This is a genomic window from Vibrio sp. E150_018 (assembly GCF_053544035.1).
In genome coordinates this window covers 100,423-121,012 of the sequence record NZ_JBHGNY010000002.1, presented here as the reverse complement: position 1 = coordinate 121,012, position 20,590 = coordinate 100,423, and the positions used below count along the sequence as shown (strand labels likewise).

Sequence of the window (20,590 nt, the reverse complement as noted above, 5' to 3'; positions counted from 1 at the left end):
GTCACTTAGGGATATTCTACGTTAGAAATTAATTAATAAGGAAACACCATGGCTAAGATGCATAACGGCTCCGATTTTAAACCAATGAGCCTAATGTCATTATTGCTTTCGTTTATCTCCGTCGGCATTGTCATTTATTTGCTCTTGTTTCCAGTCGATCAAGAAACCCGCCATACCTTATTAGGCATAGACACCGCCATCTGTGTTCTCTTTTTACTACAATTGACCGTTGATTGCTGTCGCTCAACGAACAAATTAAACTATTTAAAATCCCATTGGCTAGATATCGTCGCCAGTATTCCTACTATTGAAATTCTTCGTCTTGCTCGAATCTGGCATATTGTCAGAATGCTGTCTCTCTTCCGCCATAGCAACTCTTTTATCAAGCAAGTCAAACAGAACCGTAAAGAAGCAACCTTAGCAACCATCTTCACTTTATTGATTATTTTAGTCTGCAGTGGCTCTATTTTTATGTTGATGTTCGAACGTGATGCAATTGATAGCAACATCCATACTGCTGGAGATGCTTTGTGGTGGAGTTTAGTCACTATATCCACGGTAGGTTATGGGGATCACTATCCTGTCACCGCTGGAGGCAAAGTACTCGCTACCGCAATGATTATCTGTGGTGTGGGAATATTCGGTATGATTTCTGGTTTGATCACATCAATTTTAACTTCACCGGTACAAACCGAAGCAGAAGATAATAATGCGCTGCAACAATTACTTTCCCAGCAACAAATCATGTTCGATAAAATAGAACGCTTAGAGCAACAGCTTCAGCAGAAGGGTCGAGATAATTAGCTTCTCAGACTTCAAATAATCAACCAGCAGAAATAACAAAGGGATCTTTCGATCCCTTTGTTCGTTATTAGGCTTAATCAGTCATGAATTGCATCGATTAATGGTTTCGATGCCAATATGGTGCAGCTTCAATACAATGAGCACGCGTTTGCTCCATGGCATGTAGAATCGACATTTCTTGACGTCTTATCCAACGCTCTAGCTGCTCTTGATCGGATTCTTCAAGCTCAGGCAATAGTTGTTGTAACGGATCTAGTGTCAATAAATCATCGACCCCTTCCAACAAGTCTACCCAAGGCAAGCGAAACTGAGTTCGCAACTCTAAATCAAACAAGTAAGCGAACGCTAATCCAGTCAACAAATTACGTCTCAAGCGAGCCTGTTGGTCGATATAATCTTGGCGAGACAACTCACGCTCGACAGGGAAAACTTCGATTAACTCGGCCCAACTGCGATCCAGTTGCTTTATCGCGAAAGGCTTAACATCTTGCGCCATTTTATCACGCGCTTTATCGTCTAAAAATGGTTGCCAGCCTTTCGATAAAATCCAACGACTTAAATCCAACAACACTGCAGTATAACGTGCAGATTCAAATAACTTTAAAATCAAATCTGAATTAGGTAGGGCTTCTTTTTGTTCATTCAATACCGAAACCAACTGCTTTTGGCAATCCAGCTTACGCAAGGTATAACCTTTATCCTTGGTTAAATCCTCTAAATACTGTGAGGTTTTCAACCAAGATAACTCCTCTTCTAACCATTTGAATTCTTGTCGCAATAAAGCACTAGCACGGCGAGGAACAATACCACCATAAACCGTAAATAATTGGCGAATAAAGTGAATGGCGTAATCTATTTGCTCTAACGCCTCTATCGTTTGTTGCTCGCAATAGATTTGTTCATGGTAATGCCAGTGCGACAAACCATGTTCGAGTGATTGAACAAAACATTCTTCGACGCTGAATTTAGGGTCAGTTTCAATTAAAGCGAAGTCTAACACCGGATCGGATACGTAGTTTTGTGCTAAACGATAGCCGCGTGCCGCTTTACTTAAATTACCTAAACGCATGCCACCTTGATCAGACAAAATACGCGCTAAAGCAAATAAAGATTCGGTTTGCCCAGATTTCAGTTCTAACTCTACTTCACAAATAGGAGATTGTTGCTCTCCAGCTACCACTACACCTTGATCGAAAGCCACTTCTATTTGGCTTCCATCTGGCATGCTTAATAACCATTGCTCACGCTCAAAGTTAGTCGCGAATAGTGGGACAATTTGCTCTTGTAAGACTGACACTTCTCGACCTGCGGGCCAAATATCATCAGGGTGAAGTAAAAGGTTTGGTTCATTACTGGAATGTTCAGCATTGTATTCTGGGCGCTGATGTAAGCCAGCGACGACTCGGCCTGACGTTTTAACGGTTTGAACATACACGCCATCGCTTTCACGAATCCGCAAACCAATATCATGGTCGCGTAACCAAGAATCAGCGGTATCAAAATAAATATTACCAAGCTCTTTACGGCTATGCTGAAGGATTTTGGTCTCGGCAATTTTTTGCTTTAAAATATCGGAGAAATCAGGTGAAACAAAAAACTTAAGTTCTATCTCGGTTTCCATAATGATACCTATTGTTGATTACCCAGAAAGGATATTGTGGAATTGAGTGGTGAGCAAGAGGGAAATGTATGATCAAATTACTTGGGTATAGTTATAACTCACAATAATATGATCTGCAGATTACATGATCTAAAATAGTATTAATGCTTTTCAGATTAAGTTAACATGCGCGACTTTATAGCACAGTCCAGTATTTGAGCTAAAGTTAGGCCAAATGTCCAATGGGTTATATTTTTTTGTAGGTTGAATAACCATGCCAGTAAATACGATAATGGGGTTATTTGCAAAGTCCCCTATTAAGCCTTTGCAAGAACATGTTGTTTGTGTAAATGAATGCTGTTCCTATTTAATCCCTTTCTTTGAAACTTGCGCCAAAGGCGACTGGGAAGAAGCGAATAACATTCGTGAAAACATCTCTCGCCTAGAGCGTGAAGCTGACGTATTGAAGCGCGAGATCCGTCTCAAACTTCCACGTGGCCTTTTCATGCCGGTAGATCGTACCGACATGCTTGAACTCCTCACTCAACAAGACAAGCTTGCTAACCTTGCTAAAGATATCGCGGGTCGCGTTATTGGACGTCAGTTGGAAATACCAACGCAAATGCAAGAAGCTTTCCTAGCTTATGTCTCTCGCTGCCTTGACGCTGCAGGTCAAGCACAAGAAGTTATTCATGAACTAGATGAACTACTTGAAACAGGTTTTAAAGGTCGTGAAGTAACATTAGTTGCAGAAATGATTAACCAATTAGATGAAATTGAAGATGACACTGACACGATGCAAATTGAGCTTCGTCAACAGTTAATGGCCATTGAATCTAAATACAACCCTATCGATATTGTATTCTTATACAAAATCCTTGAATGGGTTGGTGGTATTGCCGATCAAGCACAACGTGTGGGTGCTCGCTTGGAAGTCATGTTGTCTCGTTCTTAACGTTCGACACAGCTACAATAAACAAAACAGTAAAAAATAACTAATGTGGTAAGTGCTGGGTGTGACTCCCTGCGCCAAACTTACCCGAATTGTTATCTCAAAAACTAGGTATTACGATGGATATCCTCGCAAACTACGGCACTATTTTAATTTTAGTTGCAGCGTTCTTTGGTTTCCTAATGGCTGTTGGTATTGGTGCAAATGATGTTGCCAATGCAATGGGTACTTCTGTTGGCTCAAAAGCACTAACAGTAAAACAAGCAATTGTTATTGCTATGATTTTCGAGTTTGCTGGTGCTTATCTAGCTGGCGGAGAAGTAACTGACACCATCCGTAAAGGGGTAATTGAAACCTCATTCTACGTATCCCAACCTGACGTTTTAGTATACGGTATGATGTCAGCATTACTTGCTGCTGGCACATGGTTGCTTTTAGCTTCATACATGGGTTGGCCGGTATCAACCACTCACTCAATTATCGGTGCAATTATCGGTTTTGCTTGTGTTTCAGTAGGTACCGAAGGTGTCGATTGGCACTCAGTACAAGGCATCGTGGGTAGCTGGATAATCACTCCCTTTATCGCTGGTATATTTGCCTATGGCATATTTGTCAGTGCACAACGGTTGATTTTCGATACTGAAAACCCGGTCCACAATGCTAAGCGTTTTGTACCGGTTTATATGTTTATTACCACGATGGTGATTGCTTTAGTTACCATTAAGAAAGGCTTAAAACATATCGGTCTACATCTAACTCACAGCGAAGCTTGGATGTGTTCAGCACTGATTTCTGCGTTTGTGATGGTATGTGGTTACATCTATATCAGCAAAAAATTTGTCAATCAAAAAGAAGACCATAACTTTGCCGGTGTTGAGAGCATCTTTAGCGTATTAATGGTTATCACTGCGTGTGCGATGGCATTTGCTCATGGTTCAAACGATGTAGCCAATGCAATTGGTCCACTATCCGCGGTTGTATCTACTATTGATCATATGGGCGAATTAACAGAGAAAAGTGCTATTGCATGGTGGATTCTACCATTAGGCGGTATTGGTATTGTGGTGGGCCTAGCGACCATGGGTCACAAAGTAATGGCAACCGTTGGTACCGGTATTACTGAACTGACTCCTAGCCGTGGTTTTGCAGCTCAACTTGCAACCGCAACAACTGTAGTATTGGCATCGGGTACTGGCTTACCTATTTCAACCACACAAACCTTAGTTGGTGCGGTATTAGGTGTAGGTTTTGCTCGTGGTATCGCGGCATTGAACCTGGGTGTAGTACGTAATATCGTGGCATCTTGGATCATTACTCTACCAGCAGGTGCCGTACTTTCTATTGTATTCTTCTACGCAATTCAAGGCGTCTTTGCATAATACAATCCAACTATTGCTGTAAGACATTCTGTCATAGCTATGTCATATTTTTTACGGCAAGGTAAAAAGAGGGAGCGAAAGCTCCCTCTTTTGTTGCACCTCAAGCTGAAACTTCTTACTATTTGACAAGCTCATATCTACCCAATTCTGGAGATACTTAAGGTGTCTGGTTTTATCGGACTATTAAAGCAGCTAATTGCTGTTCATCTCCTTTAGATTTATATAAATTAAAAAGCTTTATTCAACTGAAAGCTTTATACCAAATTAAAAGGGACAAAATGTGAAAAAGCTTCTTTGCTTAGTATTATTGGCATGTTTTTTTACTCCAATAACATACGCACGTGACTTCTACATTTCAGACCAACTTTTTACTTATATGCATTCAGGCCCAAGTAATGACTACCGTATCATTGGTAGTGTTGATGCTGGTGAAGTGATAAAAGTATTAGGTCGCAACAACTCAACTAAATTTACCCAGATCTTAGATACCAAAGGTCGTAAAGGCTGGATTGAGAGCAAGTATGTGACTCAAAATGTCAGTATGGCGGTTCGTATGCCTAAACTTGAAAAAGAATTAGCAACGGTAAAAGAGCAATTAAGTAAAGCTCGTGAAATATCGGATACTGAAAAAGCAGGTCTAGTAAGTTCTCTAGAGATAAGCAAAAAACAAATTACCGATTTAGAAACTAACTATCGTGAAATCAACCAGCAGCTTGCGGACTCTCAAGAAGAAGTTCGCGCGTTGCGCGCAAGAATTGACACTCAAAAAGATGACTTACTACTTCGTTATTTCATGTATGGGGGTGGCGTTGCAGGTCTAGGTCTATTATTTGGTCTAATTCTGCCACACATTATTCCACGCCGTAAGAAAAATCCAGGTGGTTGGGCTTAATCCCATTTAGATATTTAACCTCAGTTACGGTTATTTAAAATATAAAAAAAGTGCGCCTCATTATCATTAGGCGCACTTTTTGTATCTATCGCTTTAATGTTGTATCAGCTCAGATTACTTAACGTCTGAATCGCCTTCCATTTGCGCGTTATCGACAATATGATTTTCGCCAATATCTTTAGGAAGTACTAGGTTAAGAATAATCGCCACAATACCGCATAAGCTGACACCTTGTAGGCTAAACTCACCAATACCGAACGCCATACCACCAATACCAAAGACCAATGTCACCGCCACAATCACTAGGTTACGTGACTTGTGTAAATCAACTTGGTTTTTAATCAAAGTATTCAGACCAACGACAGCAATCGAACCGAATAGTAAGATCATAATGCCACCCATCACAGGAACAGGAATGGTTTGTAGTACTGCGCCTAACTTACCAACAAACGCCAATACCAGAGCTGTCACTGCTGCCCATGTCATGATCACAGGATTAAACGCTTTAGTGAGCATTACCGCTCCAGTCACCTCTGAGTAGGTAGTATTGGGTGGTGCACCAAACATAGCTGCTGCCATAGTTGCCACCCCATCACCAGCCATAGTTCGATGTAAGCCAGGTTTTTTCAGGTAATTTTTTCCAGTCACATTAGAAATCGCCAAAATATCACCTACATGCTCAACCGCTGGCGCAATCGCCACTGGGATCATAAATAGTATCGCATTGATATTAAACTCAGGGAAAGTAAAGTTAGGCACTGCAAGCCAAGCCGCCTGTTGAACAGGTGAAAAATCTACTACGCCGAAGAATAAGCTCATGATATAACCAGAAACAATACCACCAAGAATCGGCACTAATTTAAAAAAGCCCTTACCCATTACGCTTAAAATAATGGTCACAATCAAAGAAACAGCAGAAATCCATAATGCAGAATCATTAGCAACAATTTGAATACCACCATCACCACTTTTACCTAGCGCCATATTCACGGCCGCAGGTGCCAACCCCAGACCGATAACCATGATCACTGGGCCAACGACCACCGGTGGTAGTAACTTATGAATGAAGCCACTGCCACGCACTTTAATCACCGCGCCTAATATCACATACACAGCACCCGCAGTCATCAAACCGCCTAAAGTACTAGCAACACCCCATGCCTGGATGCCGTACATTATAGGAGCAATGAAAGCGAAAGAAGAAGCAAGAAAAATGGGAACGCTTCGCTTGGTAATCACTTGAAAGATAAGAGTACCGATACCAGCACCGAATAACGCAACGCTAGGATCTAACCCAGTTAAAAGAGGAACTAAAACCAGTGCGCCAAATGCTACGAATAACATTTGAGCACCTTGTAATATCTGGAACATACGCAGCCTTCATCCTTTATAAAAAAACCGATGAATTTTAGCATTAAAAAATGCATGTTTGCTGAAACATTTTAGGTAATTCTTAACAATATCCATTAAGAAACCGTTTACCTTACGATAAAATACACGAAATCCTTATTTAAACTAACTTATGTTAGATCCTCAATACCTACCCTTGCCATTCATACAGGGCTGGAATTTGCAGTTGTTGATTATCAAACGTCACAATCAAACTACCGGGTAAAATCAGGTCCAACTTAACCAAATTATTAATCACCCACTCCCCTTCATGCACATTATTGCCATTCACTTTAATCCAACGGCTTTGAGGTTTAGAAGAGTACATGTGGGTTTCAAAATTCATTTTTGGTAGGCGACCTCGATACTCACTTTCATGCCCCACCAAATTAATCGCATCTTGCGGCTTAGTAGGCATCGAGGTGATTTTCGTTTGAGGCTTACTTTGAGCAGGATGTTTTTCTAGTGCTGATTGAAAACGCTGAGCAAGCTCCGGTGATAAGCCAGAAAGATCAAGATCATCGACATTCCAATCTTGCTTTGAGGCATGGCTAACATTGACTTGATCCGTTTTAATGCGCTGTCCTTCTGATGGCGCATTATGTCGAGTCACGGTCGTGATCGGTTTAGTTTTTATTGGTAAAGGTTTAGCGACCAATTTGGGTAATACCACTAATCCGGTTAGTTCAGGATAAGGTAACAACTTGGCCAATGGCTCACTTTTCCCACTTGATTTTTTTTGCTCAAGCCTAGTCGCTTGTTTTTGATTTTTTGAAGTACCTGTAGCTTCAAGCTGAGACGATGTGTTCGCTGTCTGATTGAAATGCAAATAAGTCATCACTGCCAATATCACAATAATAGGTAACACAGCAAACAGCCCAACCAACCACCAGCGCGTGATTTTTCTGGCATTAACGAGAGCTGGGGAGGATAAATGAGGCTGTGATATTTGCGCTTGATAAGCTCGCTCTGATTGTTGAAGTGCTTTCATTACTTCGGACATTACTTATCCTCCGTGGCTAACGGTAAGATATTATCAACCACACTCGGCGCTTTATTATTAACATAACTATCAAGCAGCATCAGTGTTCTTTTGCCTGCGATACCATCAACATTAATGCCTTGCCACATTTGAAAGGCTTCCACTTTATTCTTCACACTTTGATCAAACTGACGACGCTCTTTTAACGGTTCACCTAATACTTGAGATAATAAATCATTCAATTTAGCAACTTCCGGCCCTTGAGAGTTCAGTTTCAAAGTTTGACCAGCAAACTCACTATGCCACAATAACTGATACTCTCCGCTCCAGTGTTGTTTCAGCCATTGGGTTGGAACTTCAATTCTTTTATTTGCGAGAAGTAATTGCGCCTTGTCATCAGACAATTTATATAAAATGGCAAAATAAGAATGATATTGATCTTGTAGCGTCAGCATGGCTGGGCGATTAATGGCCGCCAGATCATTTAAAGTACCAGAATCTTGGTAGCAGTATAAATTCGCACGCTCGGCTTGTTGGCAATTGGCTTCATCATTCGCCACCTTATACCCCCATAAGGCCATCAATGTTTTCATCGCAGCAATGGGGTTATAACTTTGGCGAATCAAGGGCTCAACCAACTCGGCAACATTGTCGTTTTGAGAAATGTTACTTTGATATGATAAATCATTGCTACCTTGAGCATCTAAAGGCTGAGCTAAATTGTCAGCTTGATTCACCTGTGATGAGATTGGCGCGGCAACTGGCTCAAGCTTGGCACTCTCAAATTTTTCGCTTGCCATCCAACTCGGTAACCAAAACCACGCTGCCGCCGCTAACAAACACCCCACTGACAAACTTGCGATATACGTTAACCAAGATTGAGATTGATTGGCTAATTCGGCTCTACCATTTAACGCAGGATTAGAACGGCCAATTGGACGCTGAAAACTCATTACATCTTCACACGCTTTTTCCGCGTTAGACAAAGAAACATGAGCCTCGCCACTATAGTAGGCATACAGCATGCACTTATCACACACTAAGTTGATTAAACGAGGCACACCTTGAGTTTGCTTGGCTATCAACTTAACCGCTTTGGCTGTAAAAATGTCATATTGCCCACCCGCAACTTGCAAGCGAAATTGAATATATTGAGAAACTTCATCGGTAGTGAGAGGCAGTAAGTGATAACGTCCAGTTATACGTTGTGCAAGTTGGCGCAGCTCTTCGGTTTGCAGTTTATATTGCAGCTCTGGCTGACCAATCAATAACACTCTAAGTAACTTTTGACTTTCAGTCTCTAAGTTGGTCAATAAGCGTAATTGCTCCAACACATCAGCTGATAAGTGCTGAGCCTCATCAATCAACAGTAGTGTTTTGATGCCCTTACCATGGTTATCCAGTAAGTATTGGTAGATCGCTTGAGTGAGTTGCTTAAGGCTGGCTGATGCTTGATAACCAATAGAAAACTCATCACAAATCGCTTCTAACAAATCTGTGCTGGTATAGGTTGGATTCAACAAGAGTCCGGTTTTAACATTCGACTCTAATACTGAAAGTAGCGCTTTAGAAACGGTGGTTTTTCCCGTACCAACTTCACCGGTGAGCAAGGCAAAACCACCGCCACCACCTAAACCCGCTTGTAAGTGATTCATAGCTTCACGGTGACGCGCACTCAGAAAAATATAACGAGAGCTAGGAACAATCGTAAACGGCAGTTCTGATAAACCAAAAAAATCCTTGTACATGTACACTCTCAAACCAGAAAAGAAAAGCTGTCGATAGCTAAAATCAGATGCCCTAAAGTACACCAATCAAGACTAAATTTATACTTACTGACCGCTTCATCGTGGCGAAGTTCTAGTTTATACCCATTCCGATAAATAAGTGGTCTAAATTAGCGTAGGGAAAAAGCTTGATAACAAGGCATAAAATTTCTGTTAGTAGTGGTTCTACATGCAAATTTTATAACGCAGTTAGCGAGTTTTTTAACAAGCTAAGATAATCAGTTATTTGTTGGAGTTGGTATTGTTGCTAAACTGCCGATCAATATGATGGTAAAAAAGGAATTAGGGTGAAAATTTATCTGGTAGGCGGTGCCGTGCGTGACCGACTTCTTGGCATTCCAAGTTACGATAGAGACTGGATGGTGGTTGGTAGCAGCCCGCAAGAAATGTTGGCACAAGGCTTTCGTGCAGTCGGGCAAGATTTCCCGGTATTTCTTCACCCTAAAACACAGGAAGAATACGCACTAGCTCGTACCGAACGTAAATCGGGGCAAGGTTATACTGGTTTTGAATGCCACTACGCGCCCGATGTAACCTTGGAAGAGGACTTAGCTCGCCGTGATCTGACAATCAATGCCATTGCACAAAGCTCAGATGGTACATTACACGATCCTTACCATGGCGAAAAAGATCTACAAGATCGAATAATACGTCATGTCTCCCCGGCTTTTAGCGAAGATCCACTGCGTGTGCTACGTGTCGCAAGGTTTGCTGCTAAATTACAACCCTTTGGCTTTACCATCGCCCCTGAAACTATGCAATTAATGCAGCAAATTGTGGATTCTGGCGAATTAAAATATTTGACGGCTGAGCGCGTATGGCAAGAATGGCAAAAATCATTGAATACCGACTCTCCACACGTGTTTCTAGAAACTTTAAAACAATGCGGTGCACTAGCCGTGATTTTACCGGAAATTGATGCGTTATTTGGCGTTCCGCAACCTGAGTGCTGGCACCCAGAAATTGATACTGGCATCCACACTTTAATGGTAGCCAAACAAGCCGCCCAATTAAGTTCAGATATTGCAGTACGCTTTGCCGCACAAGTGCATGATCTAGGTAAAGCCATCACACCTAAATCAGAAGGGCCAAGTCATAAAATGCATTGTCATACTGGTCTAAAACGGATCAAACAACTTTGCCAACGCTTGACCGTTCCCAATGAGTGCCGCGATTTAGCACTATTAGTTTGCCAGCATCATTCTAATATTCACCGCACCATGGAACTCAAAGCTTCAACGGCACTCAAATTGCTTAACCAGCTTGATGCTTGGCGTAAACCACAACGCTTTGAACAAGTTTTATTATGTTGTCAGGCCGATCATCAAGGGCGCTTAGGATTAGAATCTCAACCCTATCCACAAAAAAGGCGTATGTTAAATTATTATCATGCAGCAGTGAGCATTGATGTTCAAGCTATTATCTCCCAAGGCTTTACAGGGCAAGCTATTCGAGAGGAGCTAGATAAGCAAAGAACAGCTGCCATTCAGGCGGTAAAACAGCTCAAATAACCCCCTGTATTATCTATGGGAATCATCGTACAATGCGGCCAATTTTTGCACTACCACATTCATAAACGTAGTCCGGTAAGTGATTTTACCAGCAACACACTATCTAATTAGGGATACACACTTCCAATGACCATTTTTGATTCCATTATCCTAGGAATAATCGAAGGTATTACTGAGTTTTTACCTATTTCATCTACTGGACACATGATCGTTGTCGGTGATTGGTTAGGCATTGCCAATACCGATACTAACCAAGCTTTTGAAGTCATCATTCAAGTAGCTGCCATTTTGGCCGTTATCGCTAACTATAAAGAAAAATTCCACCCTAGATTCTTTGATCTTTGGGTGAAAGTCGCGGTGGCTTTCTTGCCTATCGGTATCATTGGCTTTCTAATGAGTGATGTAGTGAAAGCGTTATTTAGTGTCACGGTAGTGGGAGTAATGTTTATCGTCGGCGGGATTATTTTCATCGCGGTTGAAAAGTATTACCAAGAAGAATCCTGCCCCACCACCGATGTTAATGATGTCACGATGAAGCAAGCGATGTGGATTGGTTTCGCGCAGATATTTGCCCTAATTCCGGGTACTAGCCGTGCAGGCTCCACCATTATTGGTGCCATGCTTGTCGGATTGAATCGTAAAACCTGTGCTGAGTTTTCATTCCTACTTGGCTTACCGGTTTTAGCCGCAGCATCAGGTTATGATTTATTAAAGCACTACCAAGACTTCACTAGCGCTGATGTTACTAACCTTGCAGTTGGTTTTGTTACGGCCTTCATTGTGGCCTACTTTGTCATTAAATGGTTTATCAGTTTCTTAGCTAAGTTTACCTTTGTCGGGTTTGGTATCTACCGCATTCTATTTGGCATGTTATTACTTGGCATGGCTTGGGGTTAATCAAACTCAAATATAAGAAAATGGGCGTGATACGGTTAAGTATCACGCCCATTTTGTATCTACGGTCTGGATGAACCGCCAGTATTAACGAAAATCAAACGGAACCGCTTGCAAACTACCTTTTGGCGTAAAACCATCCCATAGCTGGCGAATAGTTCGTCCATCATTTGGTACACTCAAATCTGGGCATAATTCATATAACGGCTGCAAAACAAACTCATAATTAAAAATATCAGCTCTTGGCAAGATCGGCTTAACCGTTGAAACCACGTTTCCATACAACAGAATATCCAAATCTAGAGTTCGGTCTTGGAACTTTTGTGCCTCAACCTCGCGGCCCCACTTCAACTCAATCTCTCTAAGCTTGATTTGCAATTCAGACAAACTTAATAACGTTTCCAGTTCAAACACTAGGTTATAAAAAGCATGACTATCAAAGCCAACGGGCTGACATTGATAAACCGTGGAAGATCTTAATTCACCCAGCAAGCTAAGCTCGTCAAAGGCGGCCTTTACATGCTTTTTAGGTTCGAGATTACTGCCTACTCCAATATAACTGAGCGTCACATTTGGCCTCGTTCAATAATCACGCCTACGCCTTTCGCTTGTGGTACGGCACCAGGCTTAATTAAGTGAATTTTCACCCAAGGCACTGCAAAGGTTGTCATGATAAGTTCTGCCACTTCTTCGGCGACTCGCTCAACTAGTTGAAAGTGACCATTCTCAATATGATTTAATACCGCTTGACTCACTTGAGCGTAATCTAATGCATCATTGACATCATCACTTTTGCCTGCCGGACGGTTGTCATGAGCCATTTCAATATTGAGAACCAATTTTTGTTTAATATCTTGCTCCCAATCGTAAGCGCCAATCGTGGTAATCACTTCTAATTGATCAATAAATACTTTGTCCAAGGCCATGCTGCTTCCTTTTAATAAATTAGATTCTTTCTTATAAAAATTAATATGATTGAATTTCTAAGATTACGACTCATCGGATACCCAAGTGAGATAAAAACACGTAATATGCGCAAAATATACTACAAACTCCCAACTTCACACTACCGTCTAGGAAGACTATGAGCATTCTGGCACTTATATTGATCATTCTCGCCTATTTACTCGGGTCAATTTCGAGTGCGGTGCTGATCTGTCGAATGTGCAAATTGCCAGACCCACGCCTTCAAGGTTCAAACAACCCTGGTGCAACCAATGTATTGCGGGTCGGGGGAAAATGGGCTGCGTTTGGTGTATTGCTGTGTGATATTTTGAAAGGAATGCTTCCGGTTTGGGGAAGTTACTACCTAGGTATAGAACCACTGATTCTTGGTTTTATTGGGGTTGCCACTTGTTTAGGGCATATCTACCCAATCTTCTTCCATTTTAAAGGTGGCAAAGGCGTAGCGACTGCGGTAGGGACTATGGCACCGATTGGGTTCGATTTAACCGGCATGGTGATGGCAACATGGCTTATTACGTTTTTCTTTAGCCGCTATTCATCGCTTGCTGCCATTGTCACATCACTGCTTGCACCATTTTATACTTGGTTAGTCAAACCGCAATACACCATTCCTGTGGCAATGCTCTCTTGCTTAATCATCTTTAGACACCACCAAAACATTAAACGCTTGATTGATGGTAGTGAGCCTAAGATCAATAAAAAGAAATTACCTTCCAAATAAAAACAGCAACCTAGGCTGCCGTTTATTCATTGTATTGTCATCGAATTTATTCAATCGGCTTTAAATGATCAATAGGCCAACGTGGTTGAGCTTGAACAGAAAGATCGGTCATCTCACCATTACGTAAACGCTGCATCCCCGCATAAGCAATCATCGCGCCATTATCAGTACAAAATTCAGTACGAGGATAATACACCGCGCCACCTACTTTTTGTGCTAGTGCTTCTAGCGAAAGCCTCAGTTGCTTGTTAGCACTTACTCCGCCTGCAATCACGATACGCTTTAGTCCGGTTTGTTCTAGTGCACGACGACACTTAATCACTAAGGTGTCACATACCGCTTCTTGGAAAGCATAAGCAATGTCTGCGCGAGTTTGATCATCGTTATCATTTGCCGCAATGGTATTAGCCGCAAAGGTTTTTAAACCAGAGAAACTAAAATCAAGTCCTGGTCGATCCGTCATTGGACGCGGAAACTTAAAGCGACCTTTAGTGCCATTTTCCGCCAAACGAGATAGCAAAGGCCCTCCCGGGTAATCTAAGCCCATCAACTTAGCAGTTTTATCAAATGCTTCACCCGCGGCGTCATCAATGGATTCGCCTAAAATGTGGTACTCACCAATCGCTTTGACTTCCACCATCATGGTGTGACCACCAGAGACGAGCAAAGCGACAAACGGGAAATCAGGTGGATTATCTTCTAGCATTGGCGCTAACAGATGCCCTTCCATATGATGAACCGGCACCGCGGGAACATTCCACGCATAAGCAAGGCTGCGACCAATCGTTGCGCCAACTAATAATGCGCCAACCAAGCCCGGGCCAGCAGTATAAGCTACCCCATCAATATCTTTTGACGTTACACCCGCTTCTTTCAGAGCCGCTTTAATCAATGGAATGGTTTTTTTTACATGATCACGAGAGGCCAACTCCGGCACTACACCACCATAATCAGCATGTAATTTCACTTGGCTATATAATTGATGAGATAATAACCCTTGCTCTTCATCATAAATCGCAATGCCGGTTTCATCACATGAGGTTTCAATACCTAAAATTCGCATAGTTATCCCAGTACTTCTTGGTACATCGGTTGATTTTTCTAGAATTGAGCGTAATCTTACCGCCTCGGAAAAAATTTAACCAGATCTTCCCTTTATAATGCTTTACAAATGGGTAGCGATCGGATTAAAATTCCGCACCATTTTTGATCTAGCTGATTAATGTCTGGGCTAACAATTGAACAGACTCAACGATCAGCGTTAACGAATAACCCCTGAGGTGAAAGGCATATGCCAGTAGTTAAAGTACGTGATAACGAACCGTTCGACGTGGCACTACGTCGTTTCAAGCGCTCTTGCGAAAAAGCAGGTGTTCTTTCTGAAGTGCGTCGTCGTGAGCACTATGAGAAACCAACAACTGTACGTAAACGCGCTAAAGCAGCGGCTCAAAAGCGTCACGCTAAAAAGCTAGCTCGCGAAAACGCACGTCGCGTTCGCTTGTACTAATAACTTAACTTCCATAAGGACTTAAGTTATGGCTCTGATTGACCAACTTAAAGAAGAGCAAAAAATAGCGATGAAAGCCAAGGACAAAGCGCGCCTTGGCACAATCCGTTTAGCTCTATCAGCCATTAAGCAACGTGAAGTTGACGAACAGATTACTCTGGGCGACGATGACATTCTTGCGGTGTTGACTAAAATGGTTAAACAGCGTCGCGATTCTGTTACGCAATATGAAGCTGCAAATCGTCAAGATCTTGCAGATGCTGAAAAAGCTGAAATTACCGTTCTAGAGGAATTTATGCCTCAACCGCTTAGCGATGAAGAAGTAGCTGCTTTAATTGATAAAGCAATTACTGACTCTGGTGCCGCGGGCATGCAAGACATGGGGAACGTAATGGGGGTATTAAAACCTCTACTTCAAGGCCGTGCAGACATGGGTAAAGTAAGTGGCTTAGTTCGTTCTAAGTTAGCTTAATTTCTCCAGCTTAAATTAAATCAAGCCGTGCACTTCTTTGGAGTTGCACGGCTTGTTTGTATTTATAAACACGACAATCGAAAGCTCGTGACTCGTATCTCGATAGCTCTATCGAAACCCGAGAAGCGTAGCGCCCTAGACTCGTAAATCGGATTTTATTCTTTATGGCAGGACACATCCCACGTAGTTTCATTGATGACCTTCTTGCTCGAGTTGATATCGTCGATCTTGTTGATCCACGCGTCAAACTCAAGAAACAAGGTAAAAACTACAGTGCATGTTGCCCGTTTCATAATGAAAAAACACCCTCTTTTATTGTCAGCCCTGACCGTCAAACTTATCATTGCTTTGGCTGTGGTGTACACGGCAATGCTATTGATTTCATGATGGAATACGAACGGCTTGAGTTCGTAGAAGCGATTGAAGAATTAGCTGGAATACTGGGCCTTGATGTTCCTCGCGAACAACGCGGCGGTGGCAACTTCCAAAATAATGCCCCACGCGCTAACGCGGAGCAGAAACGCAATTTATACGATTTACTGGGAAGTATTAGTCAATATTATCGGTCTCAGTTAAAAGTTGCCGCCAATAAACCGGCGATTGAATACCTTAAAAATCGCGGCTTATCCGGCGAGATCGTACAAAAGTTTGGCATCGGTTATGTCCCAGATGAATGGGATAATGTGCGTAAAAACTTTGGTCAACAAAAAGCCGTACAGGATATGTTGGTTGAAGGCGGCATGCTGATTGAAAACGATAAAGGCAACCGTTACGACCGTTTTCGTGGTCGTATCATGTTCCCGATTCGAGATCGTCGTGGGCGAGTGATTGGTTTTGGTGGCCGTGTACTCGGTGATGAAAAACCGAAATATTTAAACTCACCAGAAACCCCAGTTTTCCATAAAGGTAAAGAGCTATACGGCTTATACGATGTCCTACAAAGCCATCGTGAACCTACACAAATTTTAGTGGTCGAAGGCTATATGGATGTGGTGGCCTTAGCGCAATACGGTGTGGATTACTCAGTTGCAGCACTAGGGACTTCGACGACTGGCGATCACATGCAAATGCTATTTCGCCAAACAGGTACAGTGGTCTGTTGTTACGATGGTGACCGCGCTGGCCGAGAAGCAGCCTGGCGAGCCATGGAAAACGCTCTACCGTATTTAACTGACGGTCGACAATTAAAATTTATGTTCTTACCCGATGGTGAAGATCCAGATTCTTACATTCGCGAATATGGTAAAGAACAATTTGAGCAACAGGTATTCCATGCAACATCTTTGTCAGAGTTTTTATTCTCAACCTTGATGCAACAAGTAGATACCAGTAGCAATGAAGGTAAGGCAAAATTAACCTCATTGGTAGTACCATTAATAGAAAAAGTGCCAGGTGGTACATTGCGTCTATACTTGAGGGACTTATTAGGTAAAAAGCTCGGGTTATTGGATGAACGTCAATTACAGCAATTAATCGCTAAAGATAGTCAACCTCAAACAACGCCTCAACCACATAAAGAGATAAAACGTACACCTATGCGCGTGGTTATTGCGTTACTTTTGCAAAAACCCAGCTATGCTGAATTAACACCAAACTTAGATACAATTCGCCATATAGACTTACCTGGTTTAAGTTTATTATTAAATGTACTTGATATTTGTCGAGAAAATCCCCATATCAAGTCTGCCCAGTTAATGGAACACTGGCGAGATCAACAAAATGAACCATTATTATCGCGCTTAATGAATTGGGATATCCCCCTCAATGATGATAATGAACAAGATGTATTTTTAGATACATTGGATAAAATACTAGCCCAATGTATTGAAAAACAAATTGAAACTTTGCAAGCGAAAGAAAGAAGCTCCGGCTTATCAGTCGAGGAAAAACGGGAGTTGCAAGATCTTATTCTTCAACGTCCTTAGTTCAGCAACGTCCTAAGAAAATGTTCTTAAGTGGCGAGCAATGATTAAATTTGTTATAATTGGCGGTTTGCATTTCGCATACTAATATTCTTCACTCAGACCTCAAGTTGGATATCGTCGATGGATCAAAATCCGCAGTCACAGCTAAAGTTACTTGTCGCAAAAGGTAAGGAACAAGGCTATCTGACCTACGCCGAAGTAAATGACCACCTACCTGAAGAAATCGTAGATTCAGAACAGGTAGAAGACATCATTCAAATGATTAACGACATGGGTATCCAAGTCGTTGAAACCGCACCTGATGCGGACGATCTTATGTTGAATGAGGCAGTAGCAGATGAAGACGCTGCCGAAGCTGCAGCAGCCGCACTTTCAAGTGTAGAAAGTGAAATTGGCCGAACTACTGACCCAGTGCGCATGTACATGCGTGAAATGGGTACGGTTGAACTTTTAACTCGTGAAGGTGAGATCGACATTGCTAAACGCATTGAAGATGGCATCAACCAAGTACAATGTTCAGTCGCTGAATACCCAGGCACTATTTCTTACATTCTTGAGCAATTTGATAAAGTTCAAGCTGAAGAACTTCGTTTAACTGACATTATTTCAGGTTTCGTTGATCCTGATGATGATGGTAATGCCGCACCAACTGCAACACATGTTGGCTCAGAGCTTGCTGTTACTGATGATGATTTGGATGACGATGATGAAGATTCTGATTCAGATGAGGACGAAGAAGAGGAAGATACAGGCATCGATCCTGAGCTTGCTCTAGAGCGCTTTACTGAGCTTCGTAATACTTATCAGAACCTGCAACTTGCGATCAATGAACACGGTCGTGACAGCAAAGCCATTTCTGATAGTAAACAAGAATTTCTTGATGTTTTCCGTCAATTCCGTCTGATTCCAAAACAGTTTGATTATTTAGTTAATAATCTTAAAAACTCAATGGATCGTGTACGTACTCAAGAACGTTTAATTATTCGTACTTGTGTTGAATACGGGAAAATGCCGAAAAAAGCATTTGTGCAAGCCTTTACGGGTAATGAATCATCAGATGCATGGTTAGATGAAGTTCTAGCATCTGGTAAACCTTATGCAGATAAAATAAAACAAAGCGAAGAAGAGCTGCGCCGTAGTATCTTCAAGCTAAAATCAATCGAAGAAGAAACCTCTTTGAATGTGCAAACGATCAAAGATATCAGCCGTCGCATGTCAATCGGTGAAGCAAAAGCTCGTCGTGCGAAGAAAGAAATGGTTGAAGCAAACTTACGTTTAGTTATTTCGATTGCGAAAAAATACACTAACCGTGGCCTACAATTCTTGGATCTTATTCAAGAAGGTAACATTGGCCTAATGAAAGCGGTTGATAAGTTCGAATACCGTCGTGGTTATAAGTTTTCGACTTATGCAACATGGTGGATTCGTCAGGCGATCACTCGTTCAATTGCTGACCAAGCCCGTACGATTCGTATTCCGGTACACATGATCGAAACCATTAACAAATTGAACCGTATCTCTCGTCAGATGCTTCAAGAAATGGGTCGTGAACCTTTACCAGAAGAATTGGCTGAACGTATGCAAATGCCTGAAGACAAAATTCGCAAAGTACTAAAAATTGCTAAAGAGCCAATTTCAATGGAAACTCCTATTGGTGATGATGAAGATTCTCACCTAGGTGATTTCATTGAAGATACTACGCTTGAGCTACCTTTAGATTCAGCTACCTCGACTAGCTTGAAGTTTGCAACTAAAGATGTGTTAGCGGGTCTAACACCTCGTGAGGCAAAAGTACTTCGTATGCGTTTCGGTATCGATATGAATACTGACCACACATTGGAAGAAGTGGGTAAACAATTCGACGTAACTCGTGAACGTATTCGTCAGATTGAAGCGAAAGCATTACGTAAACTTCGCCACCCGAGCCGCTCAGAAACACTACGTAGTTTCTTGGACGAATAAGCCAAATCGGATACATTTCTGATTAAAAAGGTGAGTTCTATACTCACCTTTTTAATATCTGAAATAAGAAACAGGTTTAAGTGGATAAAAACTAAACACAATCTAGGCTTACACATCTAGACACTAAGAACTCATTCCCCTATAATCGTGCAACAATTTGGCCCCATAGCTCAGTTGGTTAGAGCGCACGACTCATAATCGTTAGGTCCACAGTTCAAGTCTGTGTGGGGCCACCATTTCAAAGAAGACGCTCAAGGGCGTCTTTTTTATTCTCTAAGGTGAGAATAAAGCCCCCTTTGGCTTATACTGAACGGTTTGATCGGTACATGTTCATACGGTAGTCATGCTAAACCCAATGAAAACTCGCATCCACTCAATCCCTCGCTTTGGTATTTCCCGCTACTTGTGGGCAGCATCATTGTAACCGTTTTCTTTTCAGTTTCACTCGCCTGCTGACTACTTGTTCATTCGTATCATGATTTTGATAATACGAGAGAAAGAACAAAGTTTTCCACGAAGTAAATCAATTTGTTATAGCTTTAAATATTTACGGTCGTGAACGAGATTTCGCTTATAAACTCACCTTTGCTGATCAAAAAATTAAGTTAGCCAAATTAGCAAGCTTTAATAAAAATCCGTTTAGAAAGTGAATGATGGATGGGGTCATGTGGTTGGCGATCATGTCTCAGTTAGTATTGCCGATATTTTACGTGAACATTCTCACCCAAAAAGCTTAGTGACACGACTCGGTGGTGAAGAGTTCGCCATCATCTTCTCACCTAATATTAAATTTAGATCAGCAATTAGTCATACTACAAACGAAAATGCGTCAATGATAGGTTGATAA

Annotated in this window: 19 protein-coding genes and 1 tRNA gene; 13 read left to right on the top strand and 7 right to left on the bottom strand. The window is 41.7% G+C overall.

What is annotated here, in order from left to right; translation table 11 throughout:
* The first annotated feature begins 48 nt into the window (after nt 1–48).
* Nucleotides 49–804 (top strand): ion transporter, encoded by a 756-nt coding sequence (locus ACE3G9_RS03225; protein ID WP_417880043.1) that lies wholly within the window; start codon nt 49–51, stop codon nt 802–804.
* Nucleotides 805–901: 97 nt separating this feature from the next.
* Here the strand turns inward: ACE3G9_RS03225 and ACE3G9_RS03220 are convergent, their stop codons facing one another.
* Nucleotides 902–2,425, bottom strand: coding sequence for a CYTH and CHAD domain-containing protein (locus tag ACE3G9_RS03220; RefSeq protein ID WP_417880042.1), 1,524 nt, complete (start codon nt 2,423–2,425; stop codon nt 902–904).
* 253 nt (nt 2,426–2,678) lie between these two features.
* On the opposite strand from ACE3G9_RS03220, the gene ACE3G9_RS03215 reads away from it, so the two are divergent.
* The 3 genes from ACE3G9_RS03215 (at nt 2,679) to ACE3G9_RS03205 (ending at nt 5,627) form a co-directional block, all read left to right on the top strand.
* Nucleotides 2,679–3,359 carry a TIGR00153 family protein gene (locus ACE3G9_RS03215; RefSeq protein ID WP_417880041.1) on the top strand — a complete coding sequence of 227 codons (681 nt, stop codon included), beginning with the start codon at nt 2,679–2,681 and terminating at the stop codon, nt 3,357–3,359.
* 116 nt (nt 3,360–3,475) lie between these two features.
* Nucleotides 3,476–4,735, top strand: coding sequence for an inorganic phosphate transporter (locus ACE3G9_RS03210; protein ID WP_417880040.1), 1,260 nt, complete (start codon nt 3,476–3,478; stop codon nt 4,733–4,735).
* A 280-nt stretch (nt 4,736–5,015) separates the two neighbouring features.
* Nucleotides 5,016–5,627: a TIGR04211 family SH3 domain-containing protein gene (locus ACE3G9_RS03205; RefSeq protein WP_449218463.1), complete on the top strand. Its 612-nt coding sequence runs from the start codon at nt 5,016–5,018 to the stop codon at nt 5,625–5,627.
* 114 nt (nt 5,628–5,741) lie between these two features.
* Here ACE3G9_RS03205 and ACE3G9_RS03200 read toward each other — a convergent pair whose 3' ends face one another.
* The 3 genes from ACE3G9_RS03200 to ACE3G9_RS03190 form a co-directional block, all read right to left on the bottom strand.
* Nucleotides 5,742–6,998 carry a uracil-xanthine permease family protein gene (locus ACE3G9_RS03200; protein WP_449218462.1) on the bottom strand — a complete coding sequence of 419 codons (1,257 nt, stop codon included), beginning with the start codon at nt 6,996–6,998 and terminating at the stop codon, nt 5,742–5,744.
* Between the two features lie 169 nt (nt 6,999–7,167).
* Nucleotides 7,168–8,019 carry a general secretion pathway protein GspB gene (locus ACE3G9_RS03195; RefSeq protein ID WP_449218461.1) on the bottom strand — a complete coding sequence of 284 codons (852 nt, stop codon included), beginning with the start codon at nt 8,017–8,019 and terminating at the stop codon, nt 7,168–7,170.
* Nucleotides 8,019–9,746, bottom strand: coding sequence for an AAA family ATPase (locus tag ACE3G9_RS03190; RefSeq protein WP_449218460.1), 1,728 nt, complete (start codon nt 9,744–9,746; stop codon nt 8,019–8,021). The genes ACE3G9_RS03195 and ACE3G9_RS03190 overlap by 1 nt, the downstream gene beginning before the upstream one ends.
* Nucleotides 9,747–10,072: 326 nt before the next feature.
* Here ACE3G9_RS03190 and ACE3G9_RS03185 point away from each other — a divergent pair, with 326 nt between their 5' ends.
* Entirely contained in the window at nt 10,073–11,296 is a 1,224-nt protein-coding gene (locus ACE3G9_RS03185) for a multifunctional CCA addition/repair protein (RefSeq protein ID WP_449218459.1), read from the top strand.
* A gap of 126 nt (nt 11,297–11,422) precedes the next feature.
* The gene (locus ACE3G9_RS03180; protein ID WP_417880034.1) at nt 11,423–12,193 is read left to right on the top strand and encodes an undecaprenyl-diphosphate phosphatase; all 771 of its coding nucleotides are present in this window, start codon (nt 11,423–11,425) and stop codon (nt 12,191–12,193) included.
* 84 nt (nt 12,194–12,277) lie between these two features.
* Here ACE3G9_RS03180 and folK read toward each other — a convergent pair whose 3' ends face one another.
* Together folK and folB are read right to left on the bottom strand one after the other, a co-directional pair.
* Nucleotides 12,278–12,760, bottom strand: a complete 483-nt coding sequence (gene folK / locus ACE3G9_RS03175; protein ID WP_417880033.1) for a 2-amino-4-hydroxy-6-hydroxymethyldihydropteridine diphosphokinase — start codon at nt 12,758–12,760, stop codon at nt 12,278–12,280.
* Entirely contained in the window at nt 12,757–13,116 is a 360-nt protein-coding gene (folB, locus tag ACE3G9_RS03170; RefSeq protein ID WP_449218458.1) for a dihydroneopterin aldolase, read from the bottom strand. Before folB ends, folK begins: the two co-directional genes overlap by 4 nt.
* A gap of 158 nt (nt 13,117–13,274) precedes the next feature.
* Between folB and plsY the strand changes: the two genes are divergently transcribed.
* On the top strand, nt 13,275–13,877 hold the full coding sequence (plsY, locus tag ACE3G9_RS03165) for a glycerol-3-phosphate 1-O-acyltransferase PlsY (RefSeq protein ID WP_417880032.1): 603 nt from the start codon (nt 13,275–13,277) through the stop codon (nt 13,875–13,877).
* 46 nt (nt 13,878–13,923) lie between these two features.
* Here plsY and tsaD read toward each other — a convergent pair whose 3' ends face one another.
* Nucleotides 13,924–14,940 (bottom strand): tRNA (adenosine(37)-N6)-threonylcarbamoyltransferase complex transferase subunit TsaD, encoded by a 1,017-nt coding sequence (gene tsaD / locus ACE3G9_RS03160; RefSeq protein ID WP_417880031.1) that lies wholly within the window; start codon nt 14,938–14,940, stop codon nt 13,924–13,926.
* A 228-nt stretch (nt 14,941–15,168) separates the two neighbouring features.
* On the opposite strand from tsaD, the gene rpsU reads away from it, so the two are divergent.
* The 6 genes from rpsU (at nt 15,169) to ACE3G9_RS03130 (ending at nt 20,587) form a co-directional block, all read left to right on the top strand.
* On the top strand, nt 15,169–15,384 hold the full coding sequence (gene rpsU / locus ACE3G9_RS03155; RefSeq protein WP_017024921.1) for a 30S ribosomal protein S21: 216 nt from the start codon (nt 15,169–15,171) through the stop codon (nt 15,382–15,384).
* 28 nt (nt 15,385–15,412) lie between these two features.
* Nucleotides 15,413–15,856: a GatB/YqeY domain-containing protein gene (locus ACE3G9_RS03150; RefSeq protein WP_417880030.1), complete on the top strand. Its 444-nt coding sequence runs from the start codon at nt 15,413–15,415 to the stop codon at nt 15,854–15,856.
* Nucleotides 15,857–16,020: 164 nt separating this feature from the next.
* Nucleotides 16,021–17,781: a DNA primase gene (gene dnaG / locus ACE3G9_RS03145; protein ID WP_449218457.1), complete on the top strand. Its 1,761-nt coding sequence runs from the start codon at nt 16,021–16,023 to the stop codon at nt 17,779–17,781.
* Between the two features lie 120 nt (nt 17,782–17,901).
* Nucleotides 17,902–19,743, top strand: coding sequence for an RNA polymerase sigma factor RpoD (gene rpoD / locus ACE3G9_RS03140; RefSeq protein WP_417880028.1), 1,842 nt, complete (start codon nt 17,902–17,904; stop codon nt 19,741–19,743).
* A 159-nt stretch (nt 19,744–19,902) separates the two neighbouring features.
* Nucleotides 19,903–19,979: transfer RNA gene (locus ACE3G9_RS03135), tRNA-Ile, on the top strand.
* Between the two features lie 410 nt (nt 19,980–20,389).
* The gene (locus ACE3G9_RS03130; protein WP_417880026.1) at nt 20,390–20,587 is read left to right on the top strand and encodes a diguanylate cyclase; all 198 of its coding nucleotides are present in this window, start codon (nt 20,390–20,392) and stop codon (nt 20,585–20,587) included.
* The last annotated feature ends 3 nt before the right edge of the window (nt 20,588–20,590 follow it).